Here is a 15,784-nt window from a genome sequence, read left to right as displayed (position 1 = left end):
AATTCAAATAAACCTAACTGTTTTTTGGACATGGTATTATTTTCTATGTACCTTAGAATATTCCGAAATCAATATGAAGAAAGTTTACTGCATCGGCGAAGTGTTGATAGATTTTGTTGCCGAACAACAAGGAAGCGACCTTTCCAAAGCAAACCATTTTACAAAAAAAGCTGGGGGAGCACCGGCCAACGTTGCTTGCGCCATTTCAAAATTGGGAGGGAATGGAATTTTTATTGGTAGTGTTGGGGATGATCCTTTTGGTAAATTTCTTTTGGAAACGTTAAAAAATGAAGGGGTTGATATTTCGCTCACCCAATTATCCGATACGTTTACGACCCTTGCCTTTGTTTCTCTCTCGGAGGATGGCGAACGCGATTTTGTTTTTAGCAGGGGGGCCGATAAAGAACTAAAATACAATCCAGATCTGCGGAAAAATCTTCCCGGAAACATTCTTCACCTTGGAGCAGCGACCGCACTTTTGGGTGGGCCTTTGGAAAAAACATATGGCAGATATCTTTTTGATGGACTCACAAAGGAAATGTTTATTTGTTTTGACCCCAATTTTAGAATCGACCTTTGGAAAAATGATGAGGAGACCTTTATTAAAAAGTGCATGCCATTTGTGGAAAAATCGCATCTGTGCAAGTTTAGTTCCGAAGAGGCCCAACTTATTTCAGGAAAGGAAGATTTGCACGAAGCTTGCGATGCATTGCACAAAATCGGGACCAAAATAATTACCGTAACCATGGGCAAGGAAGGTACCTTATTGAGCATGAACGGTACCAAAAAAATCATTCCGAGCGTGAAAGTAACACCTGTTGATACCACAGGCGCAGGAGATGCTTTTATAGGTTGTTTGTTGTATCAAATTTCGGATTTAGGCAATTTTGAGCCAGTTTTCGAAGATTTTTCCTTGGTTGAGGGGATGGTTGCCAAAGCCAACAAGGCAGGGGCTATTACCACGACCAATTACGGCGCTATTGTTGCCTTGCCCACGAAAGAACAGCTCGAAAAGTAGATGAACCAAGCGAAATTACATAGGCTCCTATCCCAAAAAGGGAAAGACTCCCAAGAACTCTTTAATCAACGATTGGCTACTAACCTTACCTTGATTCAAAAACAGTTCTTCTCCCTCTACCCCGAAGAGCAGCATGAAAAACATTTTCAAAAACTATTGAAGTTGCTTCCCAAGTTATTTACGGAGCGACCCCAAGCATTAAGAAAGCAGGATTTGGAACGGTTGCAATCGGGCAACTGGCATCAATCTGAAAAGTTGATGGGCATGCAGCTTTACGTGGAGCATTTCAACAAAGATTTGAATGGGCTACGAAAGAAGATACCCTATTTTAAAAAACTTGGAGTCAACTTTTTACACCTGATGCCCATAACAACAAGACCCGAGGGAGAAAGTGATGGCGGCTATGCCGTGAACAGCTATTTGGAAGTGGATAAAAAATACGGCTCCAAAGAAGATTTGTTGGAGCTCACCAAGGCATTTCGTGAAAACGGTATGTATTTGATGCTCGATTTTGTGGTCAACCACACCTCCAACGAATTTTCATGGGCAAAAAAAGCCAAGAAAGGGGATAAGAAATATCAGGGTTATTATTACATCTACGAGGATTTTACCATTCCGGCCGAATTTGAAAAGACTCTGCCAGAGGTATTCCCGGAAACATCACCCGGCAATTTTACCTATATCCCTGAAATGGAGAAGTGGGTAATGACGGTCTTCAACGGTTATCAATGGGACCTCAATTACACCAATCCCGAAGTATTTCTGGAGATGCTCACCAACTTGGTAAAGCTCACGGATATGGGCGTAGATGTCGTACGTTTTGATGCCCTTGCCTTTCTTTGGAAAAAAATCGGGACCATTTCACAAAACTTGCCCGAAGCCCACAATCTTATCTCTCTATTCCGGATGTGCCTACAGGTAGTGGCTCCAGGTTCCATCTTGTTGGCAGAGGCCATTGTGGCGCCAACCGATATTGTAAAATATTTTGGAGAAGAAGAGAAAAGGGGCAACGAATGTGAGATTGCCTATAATGCTTCTTTGATGGCCCTCTTATGGAACTCCATTGCCACAAAAAAAACACAATTGCTTTATAAAAGTTTGATGCACGTTCCACCCAAACCACAAGATTGTACGTGGATCAATTACATCCGTTGTCATGATGATATTGGATTGGGGTACGAGAACCACCTCATCGAAGAATTAGGATGGAATCCTGAAATGCACCGAAAATTCTTGTTGGACTACTATTGCCAGCGGTTGGATTGGTCCCCGGCCACCGGAATGCTTTTTATGTACAATCCCAAAACAGGTGATGGAAGGATAACAGGTAGTGCGGCCTCTTTATTGGGATTGGAAAAGGCCATCAAAACCAACAATGACGACCTGATGAAGGCATCGGTACGTAAAATTGTGATGATGCATGGCATCACACTGGCATTTGGAGGTATCCCATTGATCTACGCGGGCGACGAAATAGGTACCCTCAACGATTATTCCTTCCAAAATGATGCATCCAAAAGAGGTGACAGCCGATGGGTGAACCGCCCTATGCAGGATTGGAAGGTCATTTCAAGGCTCAAAGAGAAGGATTCAGCTCAGTCCAAGATATTCCATGCCCTTCAGAAGCTTATCAAAATAAGGAAGGAGAACAGCATTTTTGCCGACAAAAACAACCTTGAACTCTATCATACAGGGAACGACCATATCTTTTCGTTTGAAAGAACAGAGGACAAAAAAGGACTGTTGGTGATCTGTAATTTTGATGAAAACCCTCAGGTCATCGACAGCAGTTGGATTAAAAAGCTCGGTTATTTCAGTAAGGGGGAACCATTGGATTTGGTATCGGAAGAAAAAGTAAGTCTTAATAGCGCACTTTTGGAAATTATGCCCTACCAGATGCTCTGGCTCATGAAATTTTAAGAGTACCTTACTTTTCTCAATATTCTTTGCGACTCCTTTAAGCTTTGGTACACATGGGTGTCGTACGCCTTCAGCAATGTCCTGGAACCTTCCATTTTGTCCTTCGCTTCTTCAAAACCGTTTAGGTAGCAAATCAAATAGGTAGCGGGCAAGTGGGTAATGTCCGTGTGCTCCGAATCGTTCAATGGAATATGGTTTTCCAGTTTTTTGAGCAAGGCATTGTTGGTATTGTAGACGTGATAGAGCGTTTTTTTATCAAACTGTGGGGGTTCAAATATGAGTTTGCTGCTGATGGTGTACTTACCATTGTCCGAAAATGTGATCGTCATTTCTTCCAAAGGGTAATATTTTTGGTGAGAACCCAAACCCAATTGCACGTACTCCAATGTTTTGAAGGAATCGTCATCGTAATCAATAGTGATTTCATCCAACGCAGAATAGAACAGTTTCACTTGTTCGTTGATGAGTTCTATATCTACCCGGGAATAATAGATTTTCCCCTTTACCTTTTTCTTGTTGCCCGCCCAGCAGACGACAAACTGTTCCTTGAATACTTTATAATCGCTCGTTAAATCTGGATGTCTTGTATTGAAAAAGTTCAAGACGGCATCCAGCGTATATTCAATATTGTTACGGGCATGCTGCTCAATGGTGGCGACTTTTTCTGAATTGATGTCCTTTAATTCTATCCCAAAAGCCTTGGGAAGGCTAATGCTCCCTTCCCTAAAAAAAACAGCGCCTCCGTAATATTTCCAAATGTTCTTTCTCAGGGCACAGACCTTTCCGTTCGACCTAATGGTAACCAACCCGACCACCTTGCCTTCGGGCAAATGGGGAAAGGGAATGTTTTCGTATGAAATCAGAGGTGGATTGTCCAGATAGGCGTTGACAAGATTCTGGATTTTGCTATCATCAAAAAAATCGACACCAACAATTTTGTTGTCCTCGTCCTCAACCCCGATCACGATAAAGGAATTGTTTTTGGGGTTGCTGTTGGCCAAGGCACAGACATGCTTTAAAAATTTGGCCTTACCTTCCTTTTCTCCAATGGATATAAAACGCTTTTTGTCGTAAAAACTATTCTCGTCGTTGTGGGCCAATAAGTTTTTTACCAGTAGGCGTTTATTGATCATATTTTAGAGTTTCGAGATTTGAGATACGCGTTGTGGGATTTAATCATACTTTGCTCCTTTTCTCTCCGATTTTTTGAGATACGACATAAATGCACCTATCTTTTTTCCTTCGGTGATTGTTTTCGAACAAATACTATCAAATTGTGCTTTTGTTATATGTTCCCTATCTAAACATCGGTACAATTGAGACCTCAATTCTCCACAAGAAGCTTTTGCAATACTTAAAAACTGAATGAGTTCGCGATTTCCGTTTCGCTCAAATCCTTCTGCAATATTATCCATAATCGACCCAGAAGAAGCATTCATTTGGTTTTTGAGACTGTAATCATTACCCAGAGAAGTATTTTCAATTAGTATCCAGACCTCATTACAAATTTCTCTTGCCAGTTTCCAAACATCCAGTTCCTCAAATCCATTCATAAATTGCTATTTTAAACTTTCAACCCAAAACCCGCAACACCTAATTGTTTTTATTCACAATTGTGCTGCTGGCCTGTGCGGTGGGCATTACTACAAGGTCGGCAATGTTCACATGATAGGGCCGGGTAACCACAAACAGAATAATGTCCGCAATGTTCTCTGGTTTTAAAGGTTGAAATCCTTTGTAGACGTTCGCCGCCCTTTCGGAGTCCCCCTTAAACCTAACATCGCTGAATTCCGTTTCTACCAAGCCCGGGTTTACGGCACCCACGCGAATTCCGTATGCATTGAGATCTATACGCATACCTTGATTGATTGCATCCACAGCATGCTTGCTGGCGCAATATACGTTTCCATTGGGGTAAACTTCCTTGCCCGCTGTGGAACCAATATTGATGATATGGCCCGATTTCCGTTCCGTCATTTTTGGGATGATGGCCTTTGAGATGTAAAGCAATCCTTTTACGTTGATGTCCAACATGGCATCCCAATCATCCGGGCTGCCTTTATCAATCGGGTCCAGACCATGGGCATTCCCCGCATTGTTGATTAAGACATCTATCTCCGAAAATTCTTGCGGCAAACTTTCTATGGCCGAGAATACATCTTCGCGATTTCTTACATCAAAATTGAGCGTAAAAATTGCGGTGTCCCTTCCCAGCTCATTTTTTAGCTCGTTTAGTCTTTCCTCCCGTCGCCCACAGAGTATCAAATTAAAGCCCTGCTTTGCAAAAAGTTCGGCAGTTGCTTTTCCTATTCCACTGGTTGCTCCGGTTATTAGTGCTGTTTTTGACATGGTATATATTTTCTAAGGAACATCATGTCCTTGGGCGGCCACCAAAAGTGTGAACCAATCCTGAAGTTCCAAGTCTATCTTTGCGGCCGCGGCCGATTGTTCAATTCTTTTCTTATTCGTTGTTCCAATCACAGGGTGAACATGGGCGGGATGTTTTAATATCCAAGCCAAAAGCAATTGGCTTTCATTGGCGTCGTACTTATCCAAAAGTGGGCCCATGGCTTCCTTTATCCGTTCAACTTTTTCGTCGGTTTCCCGAAAAAAGCTCCCCAATGGACTCCATGCCATTGCCATTCTTTTGTTGGCGATGCAATCATCAAAAGTACCATCGTACATGGGGTCGTGGTGCGTTAAGGAGAACTCTACTTGGTTCCCTTCAACAGGAATCACATTGTCCAACATGGCCACTTGTGAGGTCGTAAAATTGGATACCCCAAATTGTTTGATTTTTCCACTATCCAGCAAATGCTGTGCAGCTTCTGCTATATCGCCAGGATGCATTAATGGACTTGGTCGGTGCATTAAAAAGAGATCTAGATAATCTGTCTTCAACTTTTTCAGGGATTCTTCCGCTGACCAAATAATATAATCCTTATCGTACCGGTAATGATTGACCTTGTTATCCCTACCACGGGTGAGTTGAATCCCACATTTGGTAATCAACTGGATATCTTCCCTGTTGATACCGCTATTGGCATATGCTGCACCAAAATCCAACTCGGTGGAGTAGCTCCCATAGATGTCCGCATGATCAAAAGTGGTAAGGCCACAATCGATGCTATGGTGCATTAAATCAATCATCTCCTTGTCGGAAAGTTTTTTGCCCCAACTTCCCCAGGTCATTGCTCCCGATATAATGCGGGAAAATTTCGTTGTCTGTTCCATATGCGCTGAAAGTATAAAATTAAACCCTTAAATCCTTCATAAAACTAGGGGTTTAGCGTTTTTTTTAACCATTAATTAACAGGCAGGTTTTAAATAAATTTTCATTTTGCACACCTTAGTAAAAACCCCGACCTTAACACCAAACAATAAAAGTATATAATGGAAGAAAACACTACTATTGATATTAGTGCTGTTAATGAGAAAATTGCCCAGGAAAGCGCTTTTATTGACCTCTTAAGGGTTGAAATGAACAAAGCGATAGTAGGGCAAAACCATATGGTAGAACGCCTATTGATAGGTCTTTTAGGAAAAGGCCACATTCTCCTTGAAGGTGTTCCCGGATTGGCAAAGACTTTAGCCATCAACACATTGGCAAAAGCCGTAAAGGGAAGTTTCAGTAGAATACAGTTTACGCCCGATTTGTTACCGGCAGACGTTGTCGGTACGCTGATCTACAATATCAAAGAGAACGATTTCTCCATTAAAAAAGGACCCATTTTTGCCAACTTTGTCCTAGCGGATGAAATCAACAGGGCCCCTGCCAAAGTGCAATCCGCGCTGTTGGAAGCCATGCAGGAAAAGCAGGTGACCATCGGCGACGAAACCTTTGTTTTGGACAAGCCGTTTTTGGTAATGGCCACACAAAACCCTGTGGAACAAGAAGGAACTTATCCACTTCCTGAAGCTCAGGTGGACCGATTTATGCTGAAAACGGTAATCGATTATCCGAAACTCAACGAGGAGCAGCTTATCATTCGTCAAAACCTAAAAGGTGCAACCGAACCCATTAAGCCTGTAGTTTCCTTGGAGCAAATCCTTAGGGCCCAAGAAACCGTTCGTGAGGTTTACATGGACGAAAAAATCGAAAAATACATACTCGACCTCATTTTCGCTACGCGATACCCGGAAAAATACAACTTGGAGAGCTTGAAACCTCTCATCAGTTTTGGTGCCTCCCCAAGGGGTAGTATCAACTTGGCCAACGCGTCCAAGTGCTATGCGTTCATCAAAAGAAGAGGTTACGTGGTTCCCGAAGATGTAAGGGCCGTAGTGCACGATGTACTTCGTCACAGAATCGGAATCACTTATGAGGCCGAGGCAGAAAATATTACTTCAGAAGAAATCATCAACAAGATTGTAAACGAGGTAGAAGTGCCTTAGCGGTTCAATGTTTATCGGACTAAGTAGCAATACTTTAACCAACCCGAAAACCTATTTTTCTTGAACCAAATGGATACAAAGGAACTACTAAAGAAAGTACGCAAAATTGAAATCAAGACCCGACGTCTTTCCGACCATATTTTTGGTGGGGAATACCACTCTACGTTCAAAGGTCGGGGGATGACGTTCAGCGAGGTACGCCAGTATCAGTTCGGGGACGATGTTCGAAGCATTGACTGGAACGTGACGGCACGCTACAATGAACCTTACGTAAAGGTCTTTGAAGAGGAGCGCGAACTTACCATGATGTTGATGGTAGATGTTAGTGGCTCGGAACTTTTTGGAACTTCCAACCAATTCAAAAAAGAAATTGTCACAGAAATTTCCGCTACGCTTGCCTTTTCCGCACTTCAAAACAATGATAAAGTAGGTGTGATTTTGTTTTCCGATGAAGTAGAGCTTTTTATCCCTCCTAAAAAGGGAAAAAGCCACGTACTCAGAATCATTAGAGAATTGCTGGAATTCCAGCCAAAAAGCAGTGAAACCAATCTAGCGGAGGCATTAAAGTTCCTCACCAATGTGATGAAGAAAAAAGCCATTGTTTTTGTGCTTTCAGATTTTATCGCGGACGACTATGACAATACGCTTCGCATTGTGGGCAACAAGCATGATGTTACAGGAATACGGGTGTATGATGAGCGCGAAGAAACCATCCCAAACTTGGGCATGGTGCAAATGCAAGATGCCGAAACAGGAGAGATTCAATTGGTGAACACCCAATCCAAACAAGTACGTTCAGCTTACGAACAACATTACAAGGACAAAGTGGCCTATTTTTCCAATTCCTTTAATAAATCTGGATGTGGTGTAATCAATTGTCGGGCCGATGAAAGTTATGTAAAAAAGCTGTTGGGCTATTTTAAACGAAGAGGATAATGCGAATGGACAACCTACATAAAATTGGAAACATAAAAGGAACCCAACACATTTTGGGTGCTTTTTTGTTACTATTGCTTTGGCCCATGCTCGGTTTTTCGCAAACAGTACCCAAGGTAAATGCCGAAGTAGACACCTTGGCCATCAAAATAGGGGAACAAATCGAATACAAAATCACGGTTGAAGCAGACTCCACCGATGTTGTCTTTTTCCCCGAAGGACAAACCTTTTCCCCTCTTGAAACCGTAGAGGCCATAATGGCCGACACCCTCAAAAATGATAACAAGGTCATTCTTCAAAAAATATATTCGCTCACACAGTTTGATAGCGGTGCGTACACTATTCCACCACAGCGAATCGCCATCAACGAGCAACCCTTTTTCACGGATTCCTTCCAAGTGAAGGTCGCCGATGTGGTCGTGGACACTACCAAACAAAAGATGTACGACATAAAACCCTTGATTGAGGTAGAGCGAAGCACGGCCGATATGTGGCTTACCGCACTTTGGATTCTTTTAGGACTGATTGTGGTAGGTGGATTGGTCTATTGGTTCTTTTTGCGCAAAAAGCCATTGACCGAGGAAGAGAAAGTCGCCTTGCTCCCTCCCTACGACCGGGCTTTGATTGAATTAAAAAAGCTGGAGAATTCGAGGTATCTCATTCAGGATGAGTACAAACAGTACTATTCGGAGCTTACCGATATTGTTCGTTCCTATTTGGAAGAAGATGTACACGTAACGGCCATGGAAAGTACCACCTCGGAGCTCATCACCAAATTGGAAATGTTGCGCGATGCCGGTGAACTTAAGTTAGAGGATGATACCATCCAACAATTTCAAAAAATATTGCAAACAGCGGATTTGGTAAAGTTTGCCAAGAACAAACCTGCATCATCCGTTGCAGAACAGGATAGAAAATTGGTCGAGGAAATCGTGACCAAAACGCATGCGGGACTACCCGAGCCAACCGAAGAAGACTTGTTGTTGGACGAGGAATATCTGGAAGAACTTGCAAGAAAAAAACAACGAAAAAGAATCTATTGGGCCGCGGCCATTTTTGCAGGGATCATTGTTCTGGGCGGTATTGGGTCTACCATTTATTTTGGAACCAAAAAAGTGCGTGACACCGTCTTTGGTTACCCCACCAAAGATTTATTGGAGAGTGAGTGGGTGGCCAGCTCGTATGGTTTTCCTCCCATTCAAATAGAAACTCCGGAGGTTTTGGTGCGCCAAGAGCCACAACTACCTAAAGAAACCGGGGAACTCATCAAAGAACTTCAGGCCTTTTCCTATGGAAGTTATGTCGGGATTTTTTCCGTAAGCACAAGCTCTATCACCTTTAAAGAAGAAAAAGAAGAACCTCAATTTGATGCGGTTATCGGTTCCACCTTAGCCAATTTTGAACAACTAGGGCTTAAAAACATTATTACCAAACAAGAGGAATTTGTTACGCAATCCGGTGTAAAAGGATTGAAAACTTATGGCACCGGAACTCTGGAACGACCCAATGGAGACTCCAAAAGGGCCAAATACAACATTCTCACCTTTGGCGGTAAAGGTTTTGTCCAACAGGTGGTAATCACTTGGGAAGAAGAAGATGAATATGCAGAACAGATCGTTGACCGGATTTTAGGAAGTCTTGACGTAAAAACACAAGTATAAATGTTTGAGAATATAGAATTTGCAAACCCTGAATTTTTCTGGCTGCTATTACTGCTGCCATTGGCTTTGCTATGGTATTTTTTCAAACGGAAAAATGAAATGGCATCCCTCCGCATTTCCAGTATCAAAGGGTTTACGGTAACGAGCTGGGCCTCAAAATTGAAACCCATCCTGTTAGTAATCCGCCTTTTGGCCTTGGCTGCCATAATAACGGCATTGGCAAGACCTCAAACGGAGGATATTTCAACGAGGACAAAAACCACGAAGGGTATCGATATTGTGATGGCCATTGATGTCTCGTCCAGTATGTTGGCACGTGACCTTAAACCGGACCGATTGACCGCCTTAAAAGAAGTAGCGGCCGATTTTATCGAAGGGCGCCCAAACGACCGAATCGGTTTGGTAAGTTATGCCGCTGAAAGTTATACCAAAACACCTATCACCAGTGACAAAGCCATTGTTCTGAATTCTTTGGAAGAAATCACTTATGGGGTATTGGAAGACGGTACGGCCATAGGAATGGGACTGGCCACATCGGTTAACCGCCTAAAAGAAAGCAAGGCCATCAGTAAAGTTATCATTCTTTTAACGGACGGTGTCAATAATTCTGGCTTTATTGAGCCTAGAACCGCAGCCGATCTTGCAATCGAATTTGGGATTAAGACATACACTATTGGTATTGGCACCAACGGAAATGCTTTATCCCCAATCGCATATAACAGAGACGGGTCTTACAGGTACGGAATGCGACAAGTAGAAATCGATGAGGAGTTGCTTGAAGAGATTGCCGATGTAACCGGTGGAAAATATTTCCGTGCTACCGACAATGAGTCTTTGGAAGCTATTTACGACGAGATCAACAAATTGGAAAAAACAGAAATAGAAGAGTTCAAGTATTACAAATACGAGGAAAAATTCAGGCCATTGATTTTCTTGGCCGGAATTTTACTGTTGTTGGAATGGGGATTGCGAAACTCGATCTTTAAAAGTTTTATTTAGAAGATGATTCAGTTTGACGAAAAAATATATTTCTACCTCTTGGCCATAATCCCGGTTATGGCCCTGGCGTTCTTTTTTCTTCAAATTTGGAAGAAAAAAACACAGAAGCGTTTTGCTGATTTAAAGCTATTGAGACGCTTGGCGCCAAATAAGTCAAACTTTAAATCCACACTTAAATTGGTGCTCTTATTGATGGGTATTTCGTTTTTGGTTTTGGGACTGGTGAATCCAAAAATCGGCACAAAATTGGAAACCGTAAAACGTGAAGGAGTAGATATTGTATTCGCACTAGACGTTTCCAAAAGTATGCTGGCAGAGGACATTGCGCCCAACCGATTGGAAAAATCCAAACGCATTGTCTCGGAAATCATCAACCAATTGGCCAGCGACCGAATCGGTATCATTGCCTATGCCGGTCAGGCCTATCCCCAACTCCCCATCACTACGGACTACGGAGCGGCAAAAATGTTCTTACAGAGCATGAACACCGATATGTTGTCATCACAAGGAACCGCCATCAACGCAGCTATAGATTTGGCCAGCACCTACTATGACGATTCCCAGCAAACGAACAGAGTACTTTTTATTGTTTCTGACGGAGAGGACCATTCCGAAAGTTCTACCATAAATGCTGTTGAAAAAGCTACACAAAATGGAATCCGCGTCTATACCATTGGGGTAGGTAGCACCAAGGGAGCTCCGATTCCCATCAAGCGAAACGGAATCGTGGAAAGCTTGAAAAAGGACAACAATGGAGAAGTGGTCATCACCAAACTGAACGAAAACGTATTGACAGAGATTGCCAGTCAGGGCAATGGCGAATATATTGATGGTTCCAATACGGAAAATGCCGTGGAATACATCAAAGAAGAACTAAACCGAATGGACAAAACGGAATTTGAAGCCAAACAGTTTGCCGAGTACAAAGACCAGTTTCAATGGTTTCTTGCCGCCGGTTTTTTATTTCTATTTTTGGACATCTTCGTTTTGGATAGAAAAACACAATGGTTGAAAAAACTGAATCTTTTTAATGAGCATGATGATGAACAAGATTAAGTTGATGTTTGGACTATTGCTATGTTTTGGCGCGGTCCAAGCCCAAGATGACATTACCGAAAAAGCCAACAGAGAAGCAGAAAAAGCATTGCAAGCTTCTAAAAACCTCACCTTTGAGGCCAATGAAGAGCTTACCTCAAATGATTTTGTAACGGCAGAGGCCGACTACAGGAAAGCCATATCCAAAAGCAATAAAAATGCCGTGGCAAGATTTAACCTAGGTAATGCTTATTATAACAGGGAAAGTTTTGGCGAAGCCTTTGGACGTTACAAGGAAGCCAGTGATACTGCCGAAGAAAAAGGAGAAAAGCACAAGGCATTCCACAACATGGGCAATGTGTTCATGAAACAAAAAGACTATAAACAAGCTGTTGAGGCATACAAACAGGCATTGCGAAAAAATCCCAACGACGACGAGACCCGTTATAATCTTGCTTTGGCCAAAAAAATGCTGGAAAAACAACAGGACGAGCAAAAGAACGACCAAAATCAGGACAACGAAGACAAAAAAGACGAAGAAAACGAGGACAAGGACAAAAACAAGGATCAGAACAACGAAGGGGGAGATAACGAGAAAAAGGACGAGGGCGAACAAAAAGAAGACGAAAACAAGGATAAAGGTGACCAAGGTGATAATGGTGAAAACAAGCCCGAAGAAAATAAAGAGGGCGAAGGCGATAAGAAAAAAGAGCAAGAGAAGAAACCTAATGAAGGTGACCAACCCAATGACAAACAACAACAGCCAAGGCCCAACCAACTTTCTGAACAGCAAATCCAGAATTTACTAGAGGCCATGCAGAACGAAGAGAAAAAAGTTCAGGAAAAAATGGAGGCCCGTAAAGTACGAGGAAAAAAGGTCAAAAACGAGAAGGACTGGTAATGAAACTGTTGAAGAGCAACATATTGCTTTTTTTGGGAATGTTCCTCCTTGTGGGGGTTCATTCGCATGCCCAAGATGAAACCGAAGGGGTAGAGTTCACAATGAACTTGAGCAAACAGGAATTGGGAGTCAATGAGCGTCTGAGGGTAGATTTTACCATGAACAAGGATGGAGACAACTTTAAGCCACCACAATTTGAAGGATTCAATGTGGTTATGGGGCCATCACAATCTATCAGCTCATCTTGGATAAATGGCAAAAGAAGCTTTTCCAAGACCTATACCTATATTTTGGTCCCCACTGCAAGAGGCAGCTTTACGATCAATCAAGCGACCATAGAAATCGAAGGGCAGACCTACAAGACCACACCACAAAAAGTTGAGGTGACCGCAGCGGTGGACAAACCCAATTCTCAGAAAACCGTAGACGATGTTGCCGACGAAAACCTTCATCTGGTGGCAGAAGTATCCAAAGGCAACCCGTACATGAACGAAGCCGTTACGGTCATATATAAACTGTATGTGAGTCCTAACGTAAGCGTCACCAACTATCGACCATTGGACAACCCTACGTATAACAATTTTTGGAGCCAGGACATTCCTGTGACCAAGCATACTGCACAAAATGGCACCTATCAAGGCAAACCATACCGCTACGTGGTCTTAAAGCGTGTTGTGCTATATCCTCAAAAATCCGGTCAATTGAACATTGAACCGCTTTCCTTGGAAATATTTGTGGACGTTCCAACGAACCGTCGTGACTTTTTCGGCGGAAGGATTTATACCTCAACCAGCAAGACGGTATCCGCAGGAAGCAGAACCATCAATGTCAAACCATTGCCTGAAGCAGGAAAACCAGCAGGTTTTAGTGGTGCTGTTGGTGATTTCGACTTTTCGGTAACCACTAGCAAAACACAGTTGAACGCCTCGGAATCGCTACAGGCAAAGGTGGAGGTTTCTGGAAAGGGCAACCTAAAATTATTCCAACTCCCGGAACCCGAACTTCCCAGTTCATTGGAGGTCTACGATCCAGAGTATGAGGAATCCATAAATACGTACAGCTCTGGTATGGAAGGCAAAGTGTCCAACAATTATACTATTGTACCATCATTTAGGGGAAAATACCCTATACCCAGCATATCTTTCAGCTTTTTTAATCCGGGTACAGGCAAATACGAGACTATAAGTTCGGAAGAAATAAATATCGAGGTGGTAGAGGGACCAACAGCCAGTTCAGGAACTTTGGCCGGTCCATCATCCAACAAACAAGTGGTTGTTCCTACGGGAGATCAATTCCACTTTATCAATATAAATCCAAATCTAAGTGCCATAACGTCGGAACGATTCTTTGGCTCCAACCTGTTCTTCATTTTATTGTTTGCACCATTAGTATTGATTCCCATTGCCATTTTTACGTTTAAAAAACGAGAAGCAATAGCTAGCGATGTTGTGGGCAATAAAATCAAAAGAGCAAACAGATTGGCCAGAAAATATCTTTCAACGGCCAAAAAAGAACTCGGTAACAAAGAAGCCTTTTATGTGGCCTTGGAAAAGGGGCTTCATAATTATTTGAAAGCCAAATTGCATATTGAGACCTCTGAGTTCAGCAAGGATAAAATTACGAGCATCCTTTCTGAAAAAAATGTAAACAATTCGGACATCCAAGGCTTTATAAGTTTATTGACCAGTTGTGAAATGGCACGTTACAGTCCTTTCTCCAATGTACAGATGCAACAGGATTATGAAAAGGCGAGTGAGATAATCTCTAATTTGGACAAACAACTATGATCATGAAGAAAATTGCATTTTTGATATTTCTGCTTTCCTTCTCTTTTGGTTTTGCCCAAAACGAAGCGTTATTTAATAGAGCAACGGAACTGTATAATGATGCCGAATATGCTGCAGCTATAGATAATTACAAGGAAATTCTTGATAATGGCCAACATTCCGCTTCGTTATATTTCAATTTGGGGAATTGTTATTACAAACTCAATGCCATTGGGCCGAGTATTTACTACTACGAAAAAGCGCTGCTTTTGAGCCCCAATAACAAAGAAATCCGAAATAATTTAGCATTTGCGCAAAATATGAGGCTTGATGCTATAGAGGAAATGCCAAAAACGGAGATGTCAAGAATATACAATTCCGTTGTTGGAACATTCACATCGGACCAATGGTCTTACCTGGCCATTGCACTTGTCTTTTTATTTGTGCTTGCGTACATGGCCTACTACTTCTTAAGGCCTGCCAACCAAAAGAGAGCAGCCTTTATTTTCAGTATGCTATCGCTTGTTCTCTGTTTGGTCTGTGTTTTATTGGCTTACCTTAACCACCAACAGAACAAGAACGACGACCCTGCTATTATATTTGCAAAAGAAGTCAACGTAAATGCAGAACCGAACGTAAACAGTAGTACAACTTTTACTCTTCACGAAGGAACCAAAGTGAACGTTTTGGACGAACTCGACGAATGGAGGAGGATTCGTATTGCAGATGGACAAACAGGTTGGTTACAGGTTGACAGTATCAAGAAAATAAAGGAGTTTTAGACAAAAAACCCCCTTTGCTTGCCCAGAATTCCTTATTTTAGATAAAATTGATGTTTTTGTGAAGACACTCCTGTTCCCTATTATATCATTGTTACTGATATTTGCCTTATCAGTATCCCCGATTGTTCCCTTGTTGGATAAAGAATTGGGCAAAACAATGATTATTGGTGCGGCAGAAGAGGAAAAGAGCAGTAAAACTATCACCATCAAAAAATTTGATGAGGCCGATACGTTCTATAAATACTTTTTTGAATCACATAATCAACACTTCTCACAGGATAGCTCTATGGGGTATCTTGGGTATATTTTCCCTTTTTCGGATTATACCGTAGAAATCTTGGACCCTCCCCCCAGAAATTTGGTGTAAACTT

Annotated in this window: 15 protein-coding genes; 11 read left to right on the top strand and 4 right to left on the bottom strand. The window is 42.2% G+C overall.

All coding sequences use genetic code 11. From position 1 onward, the window contains the following. Window positions 1-73 precede the first annotated feature (73 nt). Window positions 74-1,018, top strand: a complete 945-nt coding sequence (locus DCK90_RS08570) for a carbohydrate kinase family protein (protein WP_108245762.1) — start codon at window positions 74-76, stop codon at window positions 1,016-1,018. Beyond that, window positions 1,019-2,938 carry an amylosucrase gene (locus DCK90_RS08565; RefSeq protein WP_108245761.1) on the top strand — a complete coding sequence of 640 codons (1,920 nt, stop codon included), beginning with the start codon at window positions 1,019-1,021 and terminating at the stop codon, window positions 2,936-2,938. Here DCK90_RS08565 and DCK90_RS08560 read toward each other — a convergent pair. Genes DCK90_RS08560 through DCK90_RS08545 form a run of 4 tightly spaced genes read right to left on the bottom strand, consistent with a single transcriptional unit; the run spans window position 2,935 to window position 6,172 of the window. Continuing rightward, window positions 2,935-4,071 (bottom strand): ATP-binding protein, encoded by a 1,137-nt coding sequence (locus DCK90_RS08560; RefSeq protein ID WP_108245760.1) that lies wholly within the window; start codon window positions 4,069-4,071, stop codon window positions 2,935-2,937. The two genes, DCK90_RS08565 and DCK90_RS08560, sit on opposite strands and share 4 nt — an antisense overlap. Window positions 4,072-4,110: 39 nt before the next feature. Further along, complete coding sequence (locus tag DCK90_RS08555) at window positions 4,111-4,491, bottom strand: four helix bundle protein (RefSeq protein ID WP_108245759.1); 381 nt, start codon at window positions 4,489-4,491, stop codon at window positions 4,111-4,113. Between the two features lie 40 nt (window positions 4,492-4,531). Further along, window positions 4,532-5,287, bottom strand: coding sequence for an SDR family NAD(P)-dependent oxidoreductase (locus tag DCK90_RS08550; RefSeq protein ID WP_108245758.1), 756 nt, complete (start codon window positions 5,285-5,287; stop codon window positions 4,532-4,534). 12 nt (window positions 5,288-5,299) lie between these two features. After that, a complete protein-coding gene (locus DCK90_RS08545) occupies window positions 5,300-6,172 on the bottom strand; it encodes an aldo/keto reductase (protein ID WP_108245757.1) in 873 nt (290 codons plus the stop codon). Window positions 6,173-6,331: 159 nt separating this feature from the next. Between DCK90_RS08545 and DCK90_RS08540 the strand changes: the two genes are divergently transcribed. The 9 genes from DCK90_RS08540 to DCK90_RS08500 all read left to right on the top strand — a co-directional run bounded on the left by DCK90_RS08540 (window position 6,332) and on the right by DCK90_RS08500 (window position 15,780). Further along, the gene (locus DCK90_RS08540) at window positions 6,332-7,333 is read left to right on the top strand and encodes an AAA family ATPase (protein ID WP_108245756.1); all 1,002 of its coding nucleotides are present in this window, start codon (window positions 6,332-6,334) and stop codon (window positions 7,331-7,333) included. Between the two features lie 69 nt (window positions 7,334-7,402). Continuing rightward, window positions 7,403-8,269, top strand: coding sequence for a DUF58 domain-containing protein (locus DCK90_RS08535; RefSeq protein WP_108245755.1), 867 nt, complete (start codon window positions 7,403-7,405; stop codon window positions 8,267-8,269). Then, entirely contained in the window at window positions 8,269-9,930 is a 1,662-nt protein-coding gene (locus DCK90_RS08530; protein ID WP_108245754.1) for a BatD family protein, read from the top strand. The genes DCK90_RS08535 and DCK90_RS08530 overlap by 1 nt, the downstream gene beginning before the upstream one ends. After that, the gene (locus DCK90_RS08525; RefSeq protein WP_108245753.1) at window positions 9,931-10,929 is read left to right on the top strand and encodes a vWA domain-containing protein; all 999 of its coding nucleotides are present in this window, start codon (window positions 9,931-9,933) and stop codon (window positions 10,927-10,929) included. Between the two features lie 3 nt (window positions 10,930-10,932). Then, on the top strand, window positions 10,933-11,985 hold the full coding sequence (locus tag DCK90_RS08520) for a VWA domain-containing protein (protein WP_108245752.1): 1,053 nt from the start codon (window positions 10,933-10,935) through the stop codon (window positions 11,983-11,985). Between the two features lie 4 nt (window positions 11,986-11,989). After that, a complete protein-coding gene (locus tag DCK90_RS08515; protein ID WP_394339700.1) occupies window positions 11,990-12,865 on the top strand; it encodes a tetratricopeptide repeat protein in 876 nt (291 codons plus the stop codon). Next, window positions 12,865-14,652, top strand: a complete 1,788-nt coding sequence (locus tag DCK90_RS08510; RefSeq protein ID WP_108245750.1) for a BatD family protein — start codon at window positions 12,865-12,867, stop codon at window positions 14,650-14,652. Before DCK90_RS08515 ends, DCK90_RS08510 begins: the two co-directional genes overlap by 1 nt. A 2-nt stretch (window positions 14,653-14,654) precedes the next feature. Next, a complete protein-coding gene (locus DCK90_RS08505) occupies window positions 14,655-15,413 on the top strand; it encodes an SH3 domain-containing protein (protein ID WP_176619180.1) in 759 nt (252 codons plus the stop codon). Between the two features lie 58 nt (window positions 15,414-15,471). Further along, window positions 15,472-15,780, top strand: a complete 309-nt coding sequence (locus DCK90_RS08500) for a hypothetical protein (RefSeq protein WP_159075796.1) — start codon at window positions 15,472-15,474, stop codon at window positions 15,778-15,780. Window positions 15,781-15,784 lie beyond the last annotated feature (4 nt).

This window comes from Muricauda brasiliensis (assembly GCF_003057865.1).
GTDB lineage: Bacteria > Bacteroidota > Bacteroidia > Flavobacteriales > Flavobacteriaceae > Flagellimonas > Flagellimonas chongwuensis.
The sequence above is the reverse complement of the archived record's forward strand: the minus strand, read 5'-3'. Positions and strand labels throughout refer to the sequence as shown.

What these genes read in the sequence shown, in the direction of transcription:
- DCK90_RS08545 (WP_108245757.1), bottom strand. Translation starts at nt 6,172, where the DNA reads ATGGAACAGACAACGAAATTTTCCCGCATTATATCGGGAGCAATGACC.
- DCK90_RS08525 (WP_108245753.1), top strand. Translation starts at nt 9,931, where the DNA reads ATGTTTGAGAATATAGAATTTGCAAACCCTGAATTTTTCTGGCTGCTA.
- DCK90_RS08515 (WP_394339700.1), top strand. Translation starts at nt 11,990, where the DNA reads ATGTTTGGACTATTGCTATGTTTTGGCGCGGTCCAAGCCCAAGATGAC.
- DCK90_RS08535 (WP_108245755.1), top strand. Translation starts at nt 7,403, where the DNA reads ATGGATACAAAGGAACTACTAAAGAAAGTACGCAAAATTGAAATCAAG.
- DCK90_RS08565 (WP_108245761.1), top strand. Translation starts at nt 1,019, where the DNA reads ATGAACCAAGCGAAATTACATAGGCTCCTATCCCAAAAAGGGAAAGAC.
- DCK90_RS08570 (WP_108245762.1), top strand. Translation starts at nt 74, where the DNA reads ATGAAGAAAGTTTACTGCATCGGCGAAGTGTTGATAGATTTTGTTGCC.
- DCK90_RS08530 (WP_108245754.1), top strand. Translation starts at nt 8,269, where the DNA reads ATGCGAATGGACAACCTACATAAAATTGGAAACATAAAAGGAACCCAA.
- DCK90_RS08540 (WP_108245756.1), top strand. Translation starts at nt 6,332, where the DNA reads ATGGAAGAAAACACTACTATTGATATTAGTGCTGTTAATGAGAAAATT.
- DCK90_RS08550 (WP_108245758.1), bottom strand. Translation starts at nt 5,287, where the DNA reads ATGTCAAAAACAGCACTAATAACCGGAGCAACCAGTGGAATAGGAAAA.
- DCK90_RS08555 (WP_108245759.1), bottom strand. Translation starts at nt 4,491, where the DNA reads ATGAATGGATTTGAGGAACTGGATGTTTGGAAACTGGCAAGAGAAATT.
- DCK90_RS08510 (WP_108245750.1), top strand. Translation starts at nt 12,865, where the DNA reads ATGAAACTGTTGAAGAGCAACATATTGCTTTTTTTGGGAATGTTCCTC.
- DCK90_RS08520 (WP_108245752.1), top strand. Translation starts at nt 10,933, where the DNA reads ATGATTCAGTTTGACGAAAAAATATATTTCTACCTCTTGGCCATAATC.
- DCK90_RS08560 (WP_108245760.1), bottom strand. Translation starts at nt 4,071, where the DNA reads ATGATCAATAAACGCCTACTGGTAAAAAACTTATTGGCCCACAACGAC.
- DCK90_RS08505 (WP_176619180.1), top strand. Translation starts at nt 14,655, where the DNA reads ATGAAGAAAATTGCATTTTTGATATTTCTGCTTTCCTTCTCTTTTGGT.